This is a genomic window from Serratia sp. JKS296, from assembly GCF_900215445.1.
In the GTDB taxonomy this organism is placed as follows: domain Bacteria; phylum Pseudomonadota; class Gammaproteobacteria; order Enterobacterales; family Enterobacteriaceae; genus Serratia; species Serratia marcescens.
In genome coordinates this window covers 1,146,231-1,165,037 of record NZ_OCMX01000001.1, presented here as the reverse complement: position 1 = coordinate 1,165,037, position 18,807 = coordinate 1,146,231, and the positions used below count along the sequence as shown (strand labels likewise).

Genomic DNA, 18,807 nt, shown 5'->3' with positions numbered 1-18,807 from the left:
ATGAGGTAAAATTTTTTGCCTAAGGAGAGCCACTATGCCAGCCCAGCGCATGCGTTCCGTCATTCCTCCCTACATGCTGCGCCGCATCATTGAACACGGCAACGCCCCGCAGCGCGACTGCGCGCTGCACACCCTGAACCACGTGCAAAGCCTGCTCGGCAACAAGCCGCTGCGTTCGCCGACCGAGAAAAACGCCCGAGCCGGCGAAGCGCTCCGCGATATCTACGACGCCCAGAACGGCACCCAACTGCCTGGCAAACCGGTGCGCAAAGAGGGCCAGCCCAGCAACCACGATGTGGCGGTGGACGAAGCCTACGACTACCTCGGCGTCACCTACGATTTCTTCTGGCAGGCCTACCGCCGCAACTCACTGGATAACCAAGGGCTGCCGCTGGTCGGCAGCGTACACTACGGCAAGGAGTACCAGAATGCCTTCTGGAACGGCCAACAAATGGTGTTCGGCGACGGCGACGGCGAGATTTTCAACCGTTTCACCATCGCCATCGACGTGGTCGGCCACGAGCTGGCGCACGGCGTGACCGAGAGTGAAGCCGGGCTGATCTACTACCAGCAGTCCGGGGCGCTCAATGAATCGCTGTCCGACGTATTCGGCTCGTTGGTCAAGCAGTTCCACCTGCAGCAAACCGCCGATAAAGCCGACTGGCTGATCGGCGCCGGGCTGCTCGCCAAGGGCATTAAAGGCAAAGGGCTGCGCTCGATGTCGGCCCCCGGCACCGCCTACGATGACCCGCTGCTGGGCAAAGATCCGCAGCCCGCCAGCATGAAGGATTACATCCAGACCAAGGAAGACAACGGCGGCGTGCACCTCAACTCCGGCATTCCCAACCGCGCCTTCTACCTGGCGGCGACGGCGCTCGGCGGCTTCGCCTGGGAGAAAGCCGGCTACGTCTGGTATGACACGGTGTGCGACAAAGCGCTGCCGCAAAATGCCGACTTCGCCACCTTCGCCCGCGCCACGGTGAAACATGCGCAAGCGCGTTTCGACCAGAGCGTGGCGGACAAGGTGCAGCAAGCCTGGCATCAGGTGGGGGTGGAATAATGAAACCGCTGCCGACGCTCAATCAGGATACGGTCATTGAGCTGGCGCGCGAGGGAGGCTTCGCCTACATTCCCAAACTGGCGGGCCAGCGCCGCATCGCGCTGGCCGATATCACGCCGGAACAGCGGCAGCGCCTGAATCAGTTGCTGAACCAGACGCTGCCCTATGCGCAGGAAGAAGGCCAGCCCAACTCCCCCGGCTGCGGTGACCAGCGCTACTACCGCGTACAGATCAACTACACCAGCCCCACCCTGAGCACCGAGATCGTGCTGTTAATCCCGGAAAGCAGCGCGCCGCAAGCGCTGGTGGATCTGTGGAAAACCGGCCAGGTGGATGAGTGAGGGTTTACAGCGGCTGATAGCTGAAATTCACCCGTTTTTTGGAGATCAGCCCGTGCCCGTTCTGGCACAGGTAATCCACCGCCCCGCAGGCCTTCAACTCTTGCAGCGGCTGCCCGCACTCCGGGCAGCTCGCCTGCTGCCGATAATCACGCTGACAGGCGGCACAATGGTAGTGACCCGCTACCCAATTCATGGTCTGACGACAATGCGGACAATGCGCATCCATAACGGCTCCCAGGTTAAATCGCGCCCCATGAGCGCAAGAAATAGATCCCCAACGCGGTGGTGAAGAACGACCCGACGGTGGTGATAGCGATAATGTTAGCCGCCAGCGTGGCGTTGCCGCCCATGGCGCGCGTCATCACATAGCTGCCCGAAGCGGTCGGCGTGGCGGAAAACAGGAAGATGATGCCCAACGCCGCGCCGTGAAACCCGCACAGCCAGCCGGCCAGCGTCATCAGGAACGGCACCAGAAACAGCTTGGCCGCCGACGACAGCGCCGCCACGTTGGACGAGCGGAACATGGCGCGGAAATCCAGGCTGGCGCCGGTGCACAGCAGCGCCAACGGCAGCGACAGCGCGGAGATATAGCTGCCGGTCTGGCGGATCACGGTCGGAATGCCCAGCCCGGTTTGCGCATACAGCAGCCCGCACACCAGGCCGATGATCAGCGGATTGGTGACGATGCTGCGCAGCAGCGACAGGTGGCTGATTTTCTTGCCCTGCCCGCCCTGCAGGCTGCGCGTGAGGGTGATGACCGACAGTATGTTGAACAGGATCACCGTCACGGTCAGGTACAGCGAGGCGAGCGCAATGCCTTCGCTGCCGTAGGCGGTCATGGCGTAGGCCAGACCGACGATGGCGGTGTTGGCGCGAAAGCCGCCCTGTACGAACACCCCGCGCTCACGCGGTTCTTTCACCAGCCACTTGGCCGCCAGCTCCAAGAGCAGGAAGGTCGCCAGCGTGCCGACTGCGCCGAACAGCACCAGCGGCAGATTGCCAAGCAGTTGCGGATGGTTGGTGGCGATGCTGAAAAACAGCAGGCACGGCAGCGCCAAATTGAACACCAGGCGGGTCGCGCCGTCGACGAAACGGTCATCCATCAGGCGCCAATGGCGCAGCAGGATCCCCAGCAGCATCATCAGCAAATTCGGCACGGTGACGTTAAACGCAAAACTCCAGGTTTCCCAGGACATGGTGTTCCTTCAGGCAGGCGAGGTAATCCTCAGATAATAAAACGATTTCGGGCCAATAAAAAAGGGCGCGGCATCACTGCCGCGCCCCTCATGAGCGATTACTTGCTCTTTTTCAGGTGGCTCATCAGGCGCTTGCGCTTACGCATCTGGGTTGGCGTCAGCAGATTGCGTTTACCGGCGAACGGGTTGTCACCCTCTTTGAACTGGATGCGGATCGGCGTCCCCATCACGTTCAGCGAACGGCGGAAGTAGTTCATCAGATAGCGCTTGTACGAATCGGACAGATCGCTGACCTGGTTGCCGTGGATCACCACGATCGGCGGGTTGTAACCGCCGGCATGGGCGTATTTCAGCTTCACGCGGCGGCCGCGCACCAACGGCGGCTGGTGATCGTCCACCGCCATCTGCATGATTTTGGTCAGCATCGAGGTGTTTACGCGGCGGGTTGCGCACTCGTAGGCTTCCTGTACCGATTCGAACAGGTTGCCGACGCCGCTGCCGTGCAGGGCGGAAATGAAGTGCACGCGCGCGAAGTCGACGAAGCCCAGACGCAGATCGAGCATTTCTTTCACATGCTCGCGATCTTCTTCACTCATGCCGTCCCATTTGTTGACCGCAATCACCAGTGAGCGCCCACTATTGAGGATAAAGCCGAGCAGCGAGAGATCCTGATCGGAGATGCCTTCACGCGCGTCGATCACCAGCAGCACCACGTTGGCGTCTTCAATCGCCTGCAGGGTCTTGATCACCGAGAATTTCTCGACGGTTTCGGTCACCTTGCCGCGTTTGCGCACCCCGGCGGTGTCGATCAGCACGTATTCGCGTTCGTCGCGCACCATTGGAATGTAGATGCTGTCGCGGGTGGTGCCCGGCATGTCATACACCACCACGCGCTCCTCGCCCAGGATGCGGTTAGTGAGCGTAGACTTACCGACGTTCGGGCGGCCGACGATCGCCAGCTTGATCGGCAGATCCTGCGGGTTGAACGCTTCTTCCGGCTCTTCGTCTTCTTCGCCTTCCAGCGTTTCACCGTTTTGCTCAGCCCAGTAAGCGGCGTTGGCCTCTTCCTCGGTCAGTTCGACGTCCTCCGGTTTTTCCGGCACGAACGGCACCAGCACGTGTTCGATCAGCTGGGTCACGCCGCGGCCGTGAGAAGCGGCGATAGCAAACACTTCCCCCAGGCCGAGCGAGTAGAAATCGGCGGTGGCGGTGTCCGGATCCAGGCCGTCGGTCTTGTTGGCCACCAGGAAGGTCGCCTTCTGGCGGCTGCGCAGGTGCTGGGCGATGCCCTGATCCGCCGGCATCAGCCCGGCGCGGGCGTCGACCATGAACAGCACGATATCCGCTTCTTCGATCGCCAGCAGCGACTGGCCGGCCATGCGCGTTTCGACGCCGTCTTCGGTGCCGTCGATGCCGCCGGTATCGACGATGATGAATTCATTGCCTTCGATTTCAGCACGACCATACTTGCGGTCACGCGTCAGCCCCGGGAAATCCGCAACCAGCGCATCACGCGTATGGGTTAAACGGTTGAACAAGGTGGATTTACCCACATTCGGGCGCCCGACCAGCGCGACGACAGGTATCATTGTTGAAGCCTCATTACTTAATAATCAATGCGTTACTGCACTGTGGATAGACACCAGCGGTGCAGCTTATAAAATACGAAACGGCCCCTGAACATTCAGGAGCCGTTTTCCCCTTCATCTTTCGCGCCACAGCGGCGTTGTCTGCGCACCTTCGCCTCGGTCACTTAGCTCACTAAGCTCCCGAGGACTCATGCGCTTGCCGCCTGGCTGCAACCCGAAATCTTTCGGGCGCAAGAAGGATCGCGACGAGCGGCGTTAGCGGGTGAAAGCGTAAACTTTCCCGCCGCGAGCCTGGATGACCAGCTTGTCGCTGGCCACCATCGGCGCAGACAGGAAGCCGGAGCTGTCCACTTCCTGCTGGGCGACAAAACGGCCATCGGTGGTGTTGATCCAATGCAGATAGCCTTCGGCGTCACCGGTCACCAGATAACCATTATACATCACCGGCGGCGTCAGGTTACGGTGCAGCAGATCGCTCTGCGTCCACACGGTCACGCCGCCTTCGGTGCTGAGCGCCACCACGCGATCGTTCTGGTCGATCAGGTAGATGCGGCCCGCGTCGACGATGAAATCATTCACCGAACCCAGTTCGCGTTTCCAGATGATCTGGCCGGAACGCAGATCCAGCGCCGTCAGGTTGCCGTTGTAACCCAGCGCGTAGACCACGCCGTCAACGATCACCGGCGTGGTGTCCACGTCGTTCAGGCGATCGATTTCGGTCGCGCCGCTCGGCTGAGAGATGCGCTGTTGCCAGATAATCTGGCCCTGCTGCATCAGCACGGCGCTGACGCGGCCGTTGTCACCGCCGACGATGGCGGCGCCAAAGGCGACGGCCGGCGCGGATTCACCGCGCAGCGACAGCGAAGGCATGTCCAGGTTAACCGTCCACTTCACCGCGCCGTCGGCTTCATTCAGCGCCTGCAGCATGCCGTTGGAGGTGTGCACCAACACCATACCGTCGCTGACAACCGGACGGGAGATCGCTTCGCCGGCCACTTTGGTCTGCCAGGCGATGGCGCCATCGGCGGTGTTCAATGCGTAAACCACCGCTTTTTCGCTGCCGACGTAAACCTTGTCGCCCGCGACCGTCAGGCCGCCCGACAGCAGCGCAGACAGGTTGCTGGAGAAGAAGCCGGTCTTCTCGGAGAGATTGACCTTCCACTTCTCGTTGCCGCTGTCGGCGTCCATCGCTTTCACGATGCCGAAGCGATCGGCGGCGTAAATGGTGCTGTCCTGATAGGCCGGACGCAGGTGGGAGTAATACTCACCGATGCCGTCGCCCACCGAGGTGCTCCACGCCTTGCTCGGCGTAAACTGATTTTCAACTTTCGGCAACGGCGACATGGTAACCACGTCTTCTTCGCTGTTAAACAGCGAGCAACCACTCAGCAAGGCAGCGGAAACCAGTCCGACCAAGAGTGTTTTACGCAATTGCATGGGAATTCCCCTTAGCTGGACAAGTTATTCAATTTCATGCGCAGCAGAACCTGCAGCGCCTGAGAAGCATTGGACTCAATGCCTTTGCTGTAAGCTTCGCGCGCGCCCTTGGCGTCGCCCTTGGCCAGCAATACATCGCCGCGCACATCCTGCATCATCGCCGCCCAGCCTTCGCCTTTCACGCCATCCAGCGTTTTCAGCGCTTCATCCAGCTTTTTCTCCTGCAGCTGGACGCGCGCCAGACGCAGGTCGATCATCGCCAACAGGTTGTCGTCTTTGGTCTGGCCCTGCGCCAACGTCAGTTGCTGTTCCGCCTTGGCGAAATCATTCTGTTCGACAAAGTGCTTGGCCAACTGCAGCGCGGCCAGTACGCCGTAGCTGTTGCCGTTGGCCTGGACAAATTTCTCCGCGGCAGCCACGTCATCCGGCTTGCCGGCCGCCAGACGATCGCTGGCTTCCTGATAGGATTGCGATGCCGCCATCATGTTGGAGTTTTCATGGCTCTGCCAGTAACGCCAGCCAACCAGGGCACCAATTCCGAGCACCACGCCCACCGCCAGCGCTTTGCCGTTCTCGGCAAAGAACCGACGCAGTGCGTCGACTTGTTCGTTTTCAGTGGTATAGACTTCCACGGTGTCCTTCTCCTTAACCTAACATCAAAGCCAGACGCGCAGCGACTTCGCTTTGCGCCAGCGTTTCTTGTTCACCACTGCGCAGGTCTTTCACCACCACCTGCTGCGCCGCCACTTCGCTCTCACCCAGGATCAGCGCGATGCGCGCGCCCCATTTGTCCGCACGGGTGATCTGCTTCTTGAAGTTGCCGCCGCCGTAATTGGTCATCAGCTTCAGCTGCGGCGCCGCGTCGCGCACCTGCTCAGCCAGCCGCATCGCCGCGCTCTGGGTGCCCGCGCCGGAAGAGATGACGTACACGTCGATAGCCGACGGCGCCTTGAATTCCGGGTTGACCGCCTGCACCAGCAGCACCAGACGCTCCAGGCCCATGGCGAAACCGACCGCCGGGGTGGCGCGGCCGCCCAGTTGCTCGACCAGACCGTCGTAACGGCCGCCCGCGCAGACGGTGCCCTGCGCGCCCAGGCTGGTGGTCACCCACTCAAACACGGTGCGGTTGTAGTAATCCAGACCGCGCACCAGGCGCTCGTTAACGGTATATGGGATACCTGCCTGCGCCAAAAGTTCACACAGACCGGCGAAGTGAGCACGGGATTCTTCATCCAGGTACTCGGACAGGCGCGGCGCGTCGTTCAGCAGCGCCTGCACCTCAGGATTCTTGGAGTCCAGCACGCGCAGCGGGTTGCTATACATGCGGCGTTTACAGTCTTCGTCCAGCACCTCGACGTGCTGCTCCAGGAACGCCACCAGCGCGTCGCGGTAGTTGGCGCGCGCCTCCAGCGAGCCGATGGAGTTCAGCTCCAGCTTGACGTGCTCGGCGATGCCCAGCGCTTTCCACCAGCGGGCGGTCAGCAGGATCAGCTCTGCGTCGATATCCGGGCCTTGCAGGCCGAACACTTCCGCGCCCAGCTGATGGAACTGACGGTAACGCCCCTTCTGCGGGCGCTCGTAGCGGAACATCGGGCCGATGTACCACAGACGCTGTTCCTGATTGTACAGCAGACCATGTTCGATGCCGGCGCGCACGCAGCCAGCCGTCCCTTCCGGACGCAGCGTCAGGCTTTCGCCGTTGCGGTCTTCGAAGGTATACATCTCTTTTTCCACGACGTCGGTCACTTCGCCGATCGCGCGTTTGAATAACGGGGTCTGCTCTACAATCGGCAACCGGATTTCGCTGTAACCGTAGCCGCCCAGCACCTGCTTGAGGGTGCCTTCAATACGCTGCCATAATGCCGTTTCTTCCGGCAGGTAGTCGTTCATGCCGCGAATGGCTTGAATGTTCTTTGCCACGTGAGTTCTCTGTCCGTTGTCTGTAAAAATGAACCCGATTATAGGGACTTTGCCGCCCGGTATTCAACGCGGATGCGGTTTTCCGCCCTTCAGGTACATAAACAAGCGGGCCAACAGGCCCGCCGTGTAGCGATAACGCTTATTTTTCCAGCAGATTGACCGTGATGCGGTTGCTTTCGTCCATCATCGCGGCCTTGGCGCGAATTTTCGCTTCCAGCTGGTCGATCATCTGTTCGTTGTCGAAACGCTCTTTCTGGCGCACGCCGTCTTCATAGAAGCCGCTCTTCTTGTGGCCGCCGGTTACGCCCATGGTGGACACCAGCGCTTCGCCCGGGCCGTTCACCACGCAGCCGATGATCGAAACGTCCATCGGCGTGATGATGTCTTCCAGACGCTGCTCCAGCGCGTTCACCGTGCCGATCACGTCGAACTCCTGACGCGAGCAGGTCGGGCAGGCGATGAAGTTGATGCCGCGCGCGCGGATGCGCAGCGACTTCAGGATGTCGAAACCGACCTTCACCTCTTCGACCGGATCCGCCGCCAGCGAAATGCGCAGGGTATCGCCGATGCCTTCAGACAGCAGCATGCCCAGGCCGATGGCCGATTTGACCGACCCGCTGCGCGCGCCGCCGGCTTCGGTGATGCCCAGGTGCAGCGGCTGATCGATGCGCGACGCCAGCAAGCGGTAGGATTGCACCGCCAGGAACACGTCCGACGCCTTGACGCTGACCTTAAACTGGTCGAAGTTGAGGCGATCGAGGATGTCCACATGGCGCATGGCGGATTCCAGCAGCGCTTCCGGCGTAGGTTCGCCGTACTTCTCCTGCAGGTCTTTCTCCAGCGAGCCGCCGTTGACGCCGATGCGAATCGGGATGTTCTTGTCGCGGGCGCAGTCCACCACCGATCGAATACGCGATTCGTTGCCGATGTTGCCCGGGTTGATGCGCAGGCAGTCTACGCCATATTCGGCCACCTGCAGCGCGATGCGATAATCGAAGTGGATATCGGCGACCAGCGGCACGTTGACCTGCTGCTTGATCAGTTTGAACGCCTCGGCGGCGTCCATGGTAGGAACCGAAACGCGGACGATGTCGACGCCCACGCGCTCCAGCGCTTTGATCTGATTAACCGTTGCTTCAACATCGGTGGTACGGGTGTTGGTCATCGACTGCACGGCAATCGGCGCGCCATCACCAATAGGCACCTTGCCGACGTAAATGCGTGTAGATTTTCGACGGTTGATGGGCGCTTGGTTATGCATTACTTACTCTCCATTGCTGCTCTGACATCACGACCAGCCGCGCGATTACTGCGCGGCGACGGTCAGGCGAGCAACACGGTTTGACTTAACGAACCGGCTTAAATCAACCGGTTTACCCTGATACTGGATCTGAACTGCCGCCGGCGCACCGATGGTCAGTTTATACGGCGCAGTGCCGGTCAGGTTCAGCTTGCCGCCTTGCTTCTGGGTGCCGCTGAACAGCGTTTTACCGCTCGCGTCGGTCACCTGCAGCCAGCAGTCGGCGGAGAAATCCATCACCAGCGCGTTCGGATCGGCCGCTGGCGCAGCCACGCCCGCATCGGCGGTCGGCAACGGCGCTTGTGCCGCCGGCGCGGTTTCCGGCAGGGTGGTCTGGCTTGGCGACACCACGGCAGGCTGCTGCTGGGCCGCGCTCGGCGCCTGGGCGGTCGCCACCGGCGCCTGAGTCGCTGCGCCGGTATCAGCCGGCGCGGCGCTGTTGTCGGTCAACGGCACGTTGGTGCCGGCGTCGGCATTGCCGTCGGTCAGCGGCACGGACTGCCCTTCGTTATTCTGTGAAAGCTGTGCCGAGGATTGATCGGCCATGGTGGCGATCTCTTCCTGCTGCGCCTTGTGGTTTTGCCACCACCAGGCGCCGGTCAGGCCGATCACCACGAACACGATAAGCCAGGTGAAGCTCATCAGCCAGCCGTCGCGTTTCTTGCGACGCTTGCCCAGCGAGAAACTTTGCATCGGCGCCACTTTCGCCATCTTCAACGGCGCCTGCTTGGCCAACATCGGCAGCAGTTCGTCTTCCGGCAGATGCACCAGCTTGGCGTAGGAACGGATGTAGCCGCGCACGAAGGTGGACGCGAGGTCAGCGGACACGCTGTCTTCCTCGATATCGCGCACGGTGGACATTTTGAGACACAGGCGTTCTGCAACGGTCTGTTGGCTCAGCCCGAGTTGCTCACGGGCCTGACGCAGGCGCTGGCCCGTCGTCATGGATACGGTTTTATCTTGGGAGGCTTCAGTATTCATTAGCTAAGAACTGCTGGTACTGTTTGGATTGTGGAAAACTTCGCGCTAGCTGCTTGCCATAGCGTTGAACGCTATCCTGGCGGCCGGCTAACGCGGCGAAACGAATCTGTAACCATAAGCTGCTGGCGCTGGCCGGCAGAACATGCTGATAAACATCCAATAAAAGTTGCGACTGGGCGCGCTTCCCTTCTCCAAATTGCTTTTCGGCCTCCGCCAGCAGCGGAGCGCCTTTGTCCGGATCGACTTTCAGCGCGCGCCTCAACAGCGTGCGCGCTTCATCGTTTTGTCCGGCCTTGAGAAAACAGTAACCTGCGTTTTCCAGGCTGTCGGCGACCTGGCCATAATCGGGCGCCAGCGCCGCAGCGCTAAACTGCTGTTGCGCCGGTACATACTGCCCTAAACCGCAAAGAAACGCACCGTAATTATTCAAGACGGTGCCATTGCCCGGCGCAAGTTTGAGCGCTTGCCGATAACGCTGTTCGGCCGCGGCGTTTTCACCGTTCCGCTGCGCGTAGAGCGCCATGCCCAACTGCGTGCGGTAATCCTGCGGGGCCGCGTCCAGCGCCTTTTCCAGGTTCTGGCGCGCGGCGTCCATGTCGCCTTGCTGCAGGTACTCCAGGCCCAGTTGCAACCGCGTCTGGCCCGCCTCAGAGACTTGCGCTTCCTTTTCCGGCGCTGAACCGGAACACCCGGCCAACAGTCCGGCCGCCAGCCACACACCCCACAGTTTCAGCTTCATGCCCGCATTCATTTCCTTATCGGCCGCCAGCTAACGCCCGTTAGCGTGAATATTTCACATAACAGGCTGTTAGATAACAAAAAAATGGTGCTATAGGATTCAGACCGCCCGTACGTTGATAGGTTCCCCGGCCATTTTCTTTTTCAGGGTACGCTTGGTACGGTCGATCACTTCACCCGCCAGTTGCCCGCAGGCGGCGTCGATATCGTCACCGCGGGTTTTACGAACAATAGTCGTAAAGCCGTATTCCATCAACACCTTGGAGAAACGATCCACCCGGCTGTTGGAGCTGCGGCCGTACGGAGCGCCCGGGAACGGGTTCCATGGGATCAGGTTGATCTTGCACGGCGTGTCTTTCAGCACTTCCGCCAGCTGATGCGCGTCGTCGGTGCTGTCGTTGATATGATCCAGCATCACATACTCGACGGTGACGCGGCCCTGGTTGGCGTTGGATTTCTCCAGGTAGCGACGCACCGCGGACAGGAAGGTTTCGATGTTGTACTTGCGGTTGATCGGCACGATCTCATCACGGATGGTGTCGTTCGGCGCGTGCAGCGAAATAGCCAGCGCCACGTCGATCATGTCGCCCAGCTTGTCCAGCGCCGGCACCACGCCAGAGGTAGATAGAGTCACGCGGCGTTTGGACAGGCCAAAGCCGAAGTCGTCCAGCATGATTTCCATCGCCGGCACCACGTTGTTCAGGTTGAGCAGCGGCTCGCCCATGCCCATCATCACCACGTTGGTTATCGGGCGTTGGCCGGTCACCTTCAGCGCGCCGATGATCTTCGCCGCGCGCCACACCTGGCCGATGATTTCCGACACGCGCAGGTTGCGGTTGAAGCCCTGCTGCGCCGTCGAACAGAATTTGCACTCCAGCGCGCAGCCTACCTGCGAGGAGACGCACAGCGTCGCGCGGTCGGCTTCCGGGATGTAGACGGTTTCGACCTGCTGATCGCCCACCTTGATCGCCCACTTGATGGTGCCGTCGGCCGAACGCTGTTCTTCCGCCACTTCCGGCGCGCGGATTTCCGCCACGCGCTGCAGCTTGCCGCGCAGGACTTTGTTGATGTCGGTCATCTGCTCGAAATCGTCGCAGCAGTAGTGGTAAATCCACTTCATCACCTGATCGGCGCGGAACGGTTTTTCGCCCATTTCGGCGAAGAACTCGCGCATTTGCTGGCGGTTCAGATCCAGCAGGTTGATTTTGGCCGCAGCCGGTTGCTCCACGTTAACGGAGGGGGTAGTCAGCGAATTATTTTCAGACACGGTGTGCTCGGACGTGATGGGTTCTAACATAATGATCTCTGGCCTCGTTATTACACGTTATGGCGCTAAAGAATGGACAGTAAGTTGTGCATTTCAGCCCGCATGATTCGGGTGGCGGCACTAAAAACACGCCCCTGACAAGTCGTCTTATCAGGGGCGCGGCATTGTACAAATTTTAGTAGCGGGTTTCTATGGCTGAAAGGCATTCAGGGCATTTTTATTGTTTCAGCCGGTGAATGCCTGGCTATCAGCTCAGAAACGGCACGATTAACGTGCGCAGATTTCGCTTTCGTTGAAGAAGTAAGCGATTTCACGCTGTGCGGATTCAACGGAGTCGGAACCGTGAACGGCGTTAGCGGTGAAGCTGTCCGCGTAGTCGGCGCGCAGGGTGCCGGCCAGTGCGTTGTCCGGGTTGGTTGCGCCCATGATGTCGCGGTTGCGCTGCACGGCGTTTTCAGATTCCAGAACCTGCACCATGATTGGGCCAGAGGTCATGAACTCAACCAGACCGTCGAAGAATGGGCGGCCTTTGTGCTCAGCGTAGAAGCCTTCAGCTTGTTCGCGAGTCAGACGCAGCATTTTAGCGGCGATGATTTTGAAACCGGCGCGCTCGAAACGCGCGTAGATAGCGCCGATGTCGTTGTTGGCTACAGCGTTTGGTTTAACGATGGAAAAGGTACGTTCTACGGTCATGATGGCCTCTGTATGACTTCCAAAACAGGCCGGTCTGCAATGTTGCCGGCCTTCTCAAGTGGCGCAGATTATATGTGCGCCGTTAACGCTTGCCTACGGGAAAATCAACATTTCATTAAAAAAATATGATCTTCCTGCGGCATTTCCGACCACGCGCCGCGTTACTGGGTTTTGTCGGTGGACGGGATCAAATTGCGCAGCCAGCTGCCCCAGCGGCGCTGATAAAACGGCTGCGTATGGGCGATCAGGTAGTGGCTGATGCCGCGCTCTTTCTCCGACACCAGACAGAAATCCACCGGCTCGTCATTCGGCGCCGTTTCGCTGGCGACGCTGCCGGCCTCGTTGATCAACGCCTCGATCTCCGCCGGCTCGGCGTCCACTTCCAGCCCGATCAGCAGATTCGGCTTCTCGTCCGCCGCCTGGTCGTGCATCAGCGCCAGAAACGCGCGGCGCACCGGCTTGCGCTGGCTGAACAGCGTGGTCAGCGCATCCACCATCGCCGACGGGTACTCTTCGGGCTGCCCCAACAGGATTTGGGTTTCTTTGTCGACGTAATGCTCCACCGGTTTGACGACGCCGCCGGTCGCCAGCAGCATCGCCACCTCTTCCGGATAGAACTCTTTGCCGTACTCCGCCTTCGGGTTGAGGAACAGATCCGCGCCCTGGGTGATTTCGAACAGCACCCGCGCCGGCATGGCGATGAACGGCTGTTCGTCCTCAACGGCCTTCTGCAACGCTTCCAGCGAGGTGAAGAACGGAATGATGCTGCCGCCGTCCTGCTTTTCCCAATGCTGGATATTGACCGGCGTATCCGCGTTCAGCGTGATGTCGCCGTCCTGCTGCACCTGTTCGCTGTCGCCGAGGATCAACACCGTGGCATCGAGCAGTTCACGGAAGAACGCCGGGCGGTGGGCCGGCTCCGTCACCGCCAGCTTCAGCAGGCGTTCAAGTTCGTTCTCGCTCGGGGCGGCATCGTGATGATGGGCACTCATGGCAAACTCCAGGATCAAATAGCGAGGCCCAGCATGCTGGGCCCCGAAGATAATGCGCATTCTAGCGCCCGCCACGGCGGGCGTTCAATTATTTGGCTTTGCTCAGCAGCAGATTGGCCAGGGTGCGTACGCCCAGCCCGGTCGCGCCGGCCGACCACTGATCCACCGCGCCTTTGCGGTAGGTGGCGGAGCAGTCGATGTGCAGCCAGCCCTGTTGGTAATTCTTGACGAAGTGCGACAGGAAAGCCGCCGCGGTGCTGGCGCCGGCGGTGTAGGCCGGGCCGGCCACGTTGTTCAGCTCGGCGAAGTTGGACGGCAGCTGGCTGCGGTGGAACTCGGCCAACGGCAGACGCCAGAATGGCTCTTGCTCGGCGGCGGCGCTGCTCAGCAGCTCCTGCGCCAGCGCATCGTCGAAGCTGAACAGGGCGTGGTAGTCGTTGCCCACCGCGGTTTTGGCCGCGCCGGTCAGGGTCGCGCAGTCGATAATCAGCTGCGGATTCTGCTCAGAAGCGTCGATCAGACCGTCGGCCAGCACCAGGCGCCCTTCCGCATCGGTGTTCATCACCTCGACGGTTTTGCCGTTGCGATAGCGAATGATATCGCCCAGTTTGAAAGCGTTGCCGCTGACCATGTTGTCGGCGCAGCACAGGTACAGCTTCACGCGCTGCTTCAGACCGCGCGCCGCCGCCAGCGCCAGCGCGCCGGTGATGGTCGCTGCGCCGCCCATGTCAGCCTTCATCGAATCCATAAAGGCGCTCTGTTTCAGGCTATAACCGCCGGTATCGAAGGTGATGCCCTTGCCGACCAGGCATGCGAACACCGGCGCATCCGGGTTACCGGTCGGGTTGAAGTCCAATGCCAGCAGCACCGGCGGGCGTTCGGAACCGCGGCCGACGGTGTGGATGCCGGCATAGTTCTGCTCGCGCAGATCTTCGCCCTTGGTGATGCGGTAGCTGACGGCATCGCAGCCGACGTCGCACATCAGATCGACGGCGCGGGTCGCCAGTTGCTCCGGCCCCAGCTCTTCCGCCGGCATATTGATGGTGTCGCGCACCCAGTCAACGATCTTCAGGCGCTTATCCAGCTCCTGACGCGCGGCTTCCGGCAGTTCGGCCCATTCGACGTTGCGCCGCCCTTTCGGCCCGCGGTAGCCCTGCCAAAACGCCCAGCTGTTTTCCAAATCCCAACCGTCGCCGGCCAGCTTGACGTTTTTGATGCCCTGGCCGTCAATTTTGCGGCCCGCGCGCTGGATCGCGCCCAGCTTGTCGGCGCCGGTCAGGTGGATGGTCATCCCTTCGCCGTTGGTGCTCAGCAGCGCTTTCTCGCCCCAGCGGGCGTCGGCAGGTTGTTGCGACAGCGTGACCTGCATGAATTCTGTTGTCATAGCCTTCTTACTCCGGATTATTCTTTTATTAATCTTGTCGGATACAAAATAAACGGGCCGCCCATGGCAGCCCGTTACGCTATTTACTCCGCTTCATCTAACCAGACCAGCAGGATCGCTTCCAGTATTTTTTCGTTGGAAGCCTGCGGATCGTCATCGAACTCTTCCAGATCGCAGATCCACTGATGCATGTCGGTAAAACGCACGGTTTTCGGATCGGTGTCCGGGTATTGGTCGTACAGGGCTTCGCCGATTTCACGGCTGTCGGTCCACTTCAGTCCCATTATGATCTCCTGGTTGGCGCCGCGGCTAACAATTAATGCTCACGCGCGTGGTTGACGGTGTAGCGCGGCATTTCGACCACCAGATCTTCGTCGGCGACCAGCGCCTGGCAGCTCAGACGGCTTTCCGGCTCCAGCCCCCACGCTTTGTCCAGCATGTCGTCTTCCAGCTCGCTGCTCTCTTCCAGCGAATCGAAGCCTTCACGCACGATGCAGTGGCAGGTGGTGCAGGCGCAGGATTTCTCGCAGGCGTGCTCGATTTCAATGCCGTTGCGCAGCGCAACGTTGAGGATCGACTCCCCTTTTTCGGCTTCCAGAACCGCCCCTTCCGGGCACAGATCTTGATGGGGCAGGAAAACAATTTTAGGCATGGTTAAACCTCATCCACAGAATGGCCAGCCAGCGCGCGGCGAATGGAAGCGTCCATGCGGCGCGCGGCAAAATCTTGCGTTTGTGCATCTAATGTTTTGATGGCGTCTTCGATAGCGGCGGGGTCTTCACCCTGCGCCGCCTGCTGCAGCGCCTGAGTCGCGGCGGCGATCGCCTGGCTTTCCGCCTCGCTCAGCAGCGCGGCGTCGGTGGCCAGCGCGCCCTGCAGGCTTTCCAGCACCCGCGCGGCTTCCACTCGTTGCTCCGCCAGCTTGCGCGCGCCCACGTCGCTTTGCGCGTTGGCCATCGAATCCTTGATCATGCCGGCGATTTCGCTGTCCGACAGACCGTACGACGGCTTGACCTGGATCGAGGCTTCCACGCCGGTGGATTTCTCCATCGCGGTGACGCTCAACAGGCCGTCGGCATCCACCTGGAAGGTGACGCGAATGTGCGCCCCCCCGGCAGGCAATGGCGGCAGGCCGCGCAGCGTGAAGCGCGCCAGCGAACGGCAATCCTGCACCAGCTCGCGCTCGCCCTGCAGCACGTGGATCATCATCGCGCTCTGGCCGTCTTTAAAGGTGGTGAACTCCTGCGCGCGCGCCACCGGAATGGTGGTGTTGCGCGGGATCACTTTCTCCACCAGGCCGCCCATGGTTTCGAGGCCCAGCGACAGCGGGATCACGTCCAGCAGCAGCATGTCGCTGTCCGGCTTGTTGCCCACCAGAATGTCGGCCTGGATCGCGGCGCCGATGGCGACCACTTTATCCGGATCGATCGACGTCAGCGGCGTGCGGCCGAAGAAGGCGCCCACTTGCTCACGCACCAACGGCACGCGAGTGGAACCGCCGACCATCACCGCTTCCAGCACCTCGTCGGCGGCGACGCCGGCGTCTTTCAGCGCGCGGCGGCAAGCCATCAGCGTACGTTTCACCAGCGGGGCGATCAGCGCTTCAAACTGGGCGCGGGTCACTTCGCCCTGCCAACCGGCCACCTCAACGCGCACGCTGTCGGCATCGCTTAATGCGATTTTGGCGGCGATGGCGGCATCCAGCAGTTGGCGCTGCACGCCGTGATCGCTGCGATCGACCACGCCGGCCTGCTCACGCAGCCAGTCGGCCAACAGATGATCGAAGTCGTCGCCGCCCAGCGCGGAATCGCCGCCGGTGGCCAGCACTTCGAACACGCCGCGGCTGAGGCGCAGAATGGAGATATCAAAGGTGCCGCCGCCCAGATCGTAAACCGCGATCACCCCTTCCTGGCCGGAATCCAGCCCGTAGGCGATCGCCGCAGCGGTCGGTTCGTTCAGCAGGCGCAGGACATGCAAGCCGGCCAGACGCGCCGCGTCTTTGGTGCCCTGGCGCTGCGCGTCGTCGAAGTAAGCGGGAACGGTGATCACGACGCCATCCAGCTCGCCTTCCAGCGCCGCTTGCGCGCGCGCGGACAGAGCCCGCAGGATGTCGGCGGAGACGCCGACCGGGTTAACCGGGCCGGCGGCGGTGACGATCAGCGGCAGGCCGTTGTCGCTGGCCTGAAATTGATACGGCAGGTTCGGGTAACGTTGCTGCACGTCCGCCAACGAGCGGCCCATCATGCGTTTGATGGAGCTGACGGTATTGGCCGGATCCTGCGCCGCCTGTTGGCGCGCATCCCAGCCGACGCGCTGCGCGTCCGCCTGATAATGCACCACCGAAGGCAGCAAATGGCGTCCCTGATCGTCAGCCAGCGTTTCCGCTTGCCCGCTGCGCACCGTGGCGACCAGCGAGTTGGTGGTGCCTAAGTCGATGCCGGCGGCCAGACGTCGCTGGTGCGGCGCGGCGCTGAGGCCAGGCTCACTAATTTGTAATAAGGCCATGTTGAAGCTTCCACAATCAGAATCAGAAGGTGTTACTCAAAACCCAGCAGTTTTTCTTCGAGTTGTTCAACCTGTTGCTGGAGTTTGTCCAAAAAGCGCAGCTTGCGCACGGTGTCGGCGGCATCCGCCCACTGTTCACTGTCCAACTGCTGCAGCATCAGCGCGCTGCGCTGCTTGATGGAGGTGGCCAGCCGCGCGCCGAAATCGGCCAGCAGGCTTTCCGCTTCCGGCTTGCGCTCAATGGCGTCGAGCTCTTCACGCAGCTCCAGCTGTTCCATCAGAAACGCGGTGTCGCGCATCGTATGCTGTTCGTTGCCCAGATCGAAGCCGTGCAAAGATAGCATATACTCCGCGCGTTTTAACGGGTGCTTCAGCGCCTGGTAGGCTTCGTTGATGGTCGCCGCTTGCTGCAACGCCATCAGGCGTTCGCGCTCCGGCTGGTTGGCGAAACGATCGGGGTGAAATTGGCGCTGCAGATCCTGGAAGCGGGACGCAAGCAGGCTGCCGTCCACGGTGTAGCGAACTGGCAGCCCGAATAAAGTAAAGTAATCCATAGCGTGCTCTGGGCGTTAGCGGATGAAGTTCCCCCGCCGAAACGGGGGAGCACGATGGACTGTCAGACGTTGAAACTCTCGCCGCAGCCGCACTCGCTTGAGACGTTCGGGTTGTTGAACTTGAAGCCTTCGTTCAGGCCTTCCTTAACGAAATCAAGCTCGGTGCCGTCAAGGTAGACCAGGCTCTTGCCGTCGATGATCACCTTGATGCCTTTGTCTTCAAATACGATGTCGTCATCGTTGGCTTCGTCAACAAATTCCAGCACGTACGCCATCCCGGAACAGCCGGAAGTTCGCACTCCCAGACGCAGACCGAGACCCTTGCCGCGGTTCGTCAAAAACGCCTGAACACGCTGCGCAGCGCTGTCGCTCATGGTAATAGACATCACAACCTCACACTTCACATCAAAGCCCGGCGCAGCCGGGCCGACTCAGACAAATTACTTGGCGCTATGCTTGCTCTTATAGTCGGCAATCGCTGCTTTGATGGCGTCTTCAGCCAGGATCGAGCAGTGAATTTTGACCGGCGGCAATTCCAGCTCTTCGGCGATCTGGGTGTTTTTGATCGCTTCAGCCTGATCGAGCGACTTGCCTTTCATCCATTCGGTCACCAGCGAGCTGGAGGCGATGGCGGAACCGCAGCCGTAAGTTTTAAAGCGCGCGTCTTCGATGATGCCTTCATCGTTAACCTTGATTTGCAGCTTCATGACGTCGCCACAAGCCGGCGCCCCTACCATGCCGCTGCCGACGGTAGGATCTTCGTTGTCGAAAGAACCCACGTTGCGCGGGTTTTCATAATGATCGATTACTTTTTCGCTGTAAGCCATGACCTTGCTCCTGAAACCTGAGA

The 18,807-nt window shown here is 60.7% G+C and carries 21 protein-coding genes; 2 read left to right on the top strand and 19 right to left on the bottom strand.

The genetic code is table 11. From position 1 onward, the window contains the following. The first annotated feature begins 34 nt into the window (after window positions 1–34). Window positions 35–1,060 (top strand): M4 family metallopeptidase, encoded by a 1,026-nt coding sequence (locus CRO23_RS05515; RefSeq protein ID WP_033639624.1) that lies wholly within the window; start codon window positions 35–37, stop codon window positions 1,058–1,060. Further along, the gene (locus tag CRO23_RS05510) at window positions 1,060–1,401 is read left to right on the top strand and encodes a protealysin inhibitor emfourin (protein WP_016929750.1); all 342 of its coding nucleotides are present in this window, start codon (window positions 1,060–1,062) and stop codon (window positions 1,399–1,401) included. Before CRO23_RS05515 ends, CRO23_RS05510 begins: the two co-directional genes overlap by 1 nt. A gap of 4 nt (window positions 1,402–1,405) precedes the next feature. On the opposite strand, the gene CRO23_RS05505 is transcribed toward CRO23_RS05510, so the two are convergent. The 19 genes from CRO23_RS05505 to iscU all read right to left on the bottom strand — a co-directional run bounded on the left by CRO23_RS05505 (window position 1,406) and on the right by iscU (window position 18,784). Continuing rightward, window positions 1,406–1,627, bottom strand: a complete 222-nt coding sequence (locus CRO23_RS05505; RefSeq protein WP_028127372.1) for a zinc ribbon domain-containing protein — start codon at window positions 1,625–1,627, stop codon at window positions 1,406–1,408. 13 nt (window positions 1,628–1,640) lie between these two features. Further along, a complete protein-coding gene (locus tag CRO23_RS05500) occupies window positions 1,641–2,597 on the bottom strand; it encodes an AEC family transporter (protein ID WP_048795796.1) in 957 nt (318 codons plus the stop codon). A 98-nt stretch (window positions 2,598–2,695) separates the two neighbouring features. Continuing rightward, window positions 2,696–4,186, bottom strand: a complete 1,491-nt coding sequence (gene der / locus CRO23_RS05495; protein ID WP_015378774.1) for a ribosome biogenesis GTPase Der — start codon at window positions 4,184–4,186, stop codon at window positions 2,696–2,698. Between the two features lie 255 nt (window positions 4,187–4,441). Next, on the bottom strand, window positions 4,442–5,623 hold the full coding sequence (gene bamB / locus CRO23_RS05490; RefSeq protein ID WP_016929753.1) for an outer membrane protein assembly factor BamB: 1,182 nt from the start codon (window positions 5,621–5,623) through the stop codon (window positions 4,442–4,444). Between the two features lie 11 nt (window positions 5,624–5,634). Further along, the gene (locus CRO23_RS05485; RefSeq protein WP_016929754.1) at window positions 5,635–6,255 is read right to left on the bottom strand and encodes a YfgM family protein; all 621 of its coding nucleotides are present in this window, start codon (window positions 6,253–6,255) and stop codon (window positions 5,635–5,637) included. 13 nt (window positions 6,256–6,268) lie between these two features. Beyond that, window positions 6,269–7,543 carry a histidine--tRNA ligase gene (gene hisS, locus CRO23_RS05480; RefSeq protein WP_049299977.1) on the bottom strand — a complete coding sequence of 425 codons (1,275 nt, stop codon included), beginning with the start codon at window positions 7,541–7,543 and terminating at the stop codon, window positions 6,269–6,271. Window positions 7,544–7,682: 139 nt separating this feature from the next. After that, a complete protein-coding gene (gene ispG, locus CRO23_RS05475) occupies window positions 7,683–8,804 on the bottom strand; it encodes a flavodoxin-dependent (E)-4-hydroxy-3-methylbut-2-enyl-diphosphate synthase (RefSeq protein WP_016929756.1) in 1,122 nt (373 codons plus the stop codon). 45 nt (window positions 8,805–8,849) lie between these two features. After that, on the bottom strand, window positions 8,850–9,824 hold the full coding sequence (gene rodZ, locus CRO23_RS05470) for a cytoskeleton protein RodZ (protein ID WP_016929757.1): 975 nt from the start codon (window positions 9,822–9,824) through the stop codon (window positions 8,850–8,852). Further along, window positions 9,814–10,563: a type IV pilus biogenesis/stability protein PilW gene (gene pilW, locus CRO23_RS05465; RefSeq protein WP_097103073.1), complete on the bottom strand. Its 750-nt coding sequence runs from the start codon at window positions 10,561–10,563 to the stop codon at window positions 9,814–9,816. The genes rodZ and pilW overlap by 11 nt, the downstream gene beginning before the upstream one ends. A 99-nt stretch (window positions 10,564–10,662) precedes the next feature. Beyond that, a complete protein-coding gene (locus tag CRO23_RS05460) occupies window positions 10,663–11,859 on the bottom strand; it encodes a bifunctional tRNA (adenosine(37)-C2)-methyltransferase TrmG/ribosomal RNA large subunit methyltransferase RlmN (protein ID WP_004941426.1) in 1,197 nt (398 codons plus the stop codon). Between the two features lie 237 nt (window positions 11,860–12,096). Further along, window positions 12,097–12,522 (bottom strand): nucleoside-diphosphate kinase, encoded by a 426-nt coding sequence (gene ndk / locus CRO23_RS05455; RefSeq protein WP_004941424.1) that lies wholly within the window; start codon window positions 12,520–12,522, stop codon window positions 12,097–12,099. A gap of 161 nt (window positions 12,523–12,683) precedes the next feature. After that, a complete protein-coding gene (gene sseB, locus CRO23_RS05450; RefSeq protein ID WP_028127504.1) occupies window positions 12,684–13,514 on the bottom strand; it encodes an enhanced serine sensitivity protein SseB in 831 nt (276 codons plus the stop codon). An 88-nt stretch (window positions 13,515–13,602) separates the two neighbouring features. After that, window positions 13,603–14,898, bottom strand: coding sequence for an aminopeptidase PepB (gene pepB / locus CRO23_RS05445; protein WP_165604735.1), 1,296 nt, complete (start codon window positions 14,896–14,898; stop codon window positions 13,603–13,605). An 83-nt stretch (window positions 14,899–14,981) separates the two neighbouring features. Next, entirely contained in the window at window positions 14,982–15,182 is a 201-nt protein-coding gene (gene iscX / locus CRO23_RS05440) for a Fe-S cluster assembly protein IscX (protein WP_006327336.1), read from the bottom strand. A 32-nt stretch (window positions 15,183–15,214) separates the two neighbouring features. Then, window positions 15,215–15,550, bottom strand: coding sequence for an ISC system 2Fe-2S type ferredoxin (gene fdx, locus CRO23_RS05435; protein WP_004941417.1), 336 nt, complete (start codon window positions 15,548–15,550; stop codon window positions 15,215–15,217). Between the two features lie 2 nt (window positions 15,551–15,552). Next, on the bottom strand, window positions 15,553–17,403 hold the full coding sequence (gene hscA, locus CRO23_RS05430) for a Fe-S protein assembly chaperone HscA (RefSeq protein ID WP_097101522.1): 1,851 nt from the start codon (window positions 17,401–17,403) through the stop codon (window positions 15,553–15,555). Between the two features lie 32 nt (window positions 17,404–17,435). After that, window positions 17,436–17,957 carry a co-chaperone HscB gene (gene hscB / locus CRO23_RS05425; protein WP_043138098.1) on the bottom strand — a complete coding sequence of 174 codons (522 nt, stop codon included), beginning with the start codon at window positions 17,955–17,957 and terminating at the stop codon, window positions 17,436–17,438. A gap of 62 nt (window positions 17,958–18,019) precedes the next feature. Further along, a complete protein-coding gene (gene iscA, locus CRO23_RS05420; RefSeq protein ID WP_004941410.1) occupies window positions 18,020–18,343 on the bottom strand; it encodes an iron-sulfur cluster assembly protein IscA in 324 nt (107 codons plus the stop codon). 54 nt (window positions 18,344–18,397) lie between these two features. Beyond that, a complete protein-coding gene (gene iscU / locus CRO23_RS05415; protein ID WP_004941408.1) occupies window positions 18,398–18,784 on the bottom strand; it encodes a Fe-S cluster assembly scaffold IscU in 387 nt (128 codons plus the stop codon). Between the last annotated feature and the right edge of the window lie 23 nt (window positions 18,785–18,807).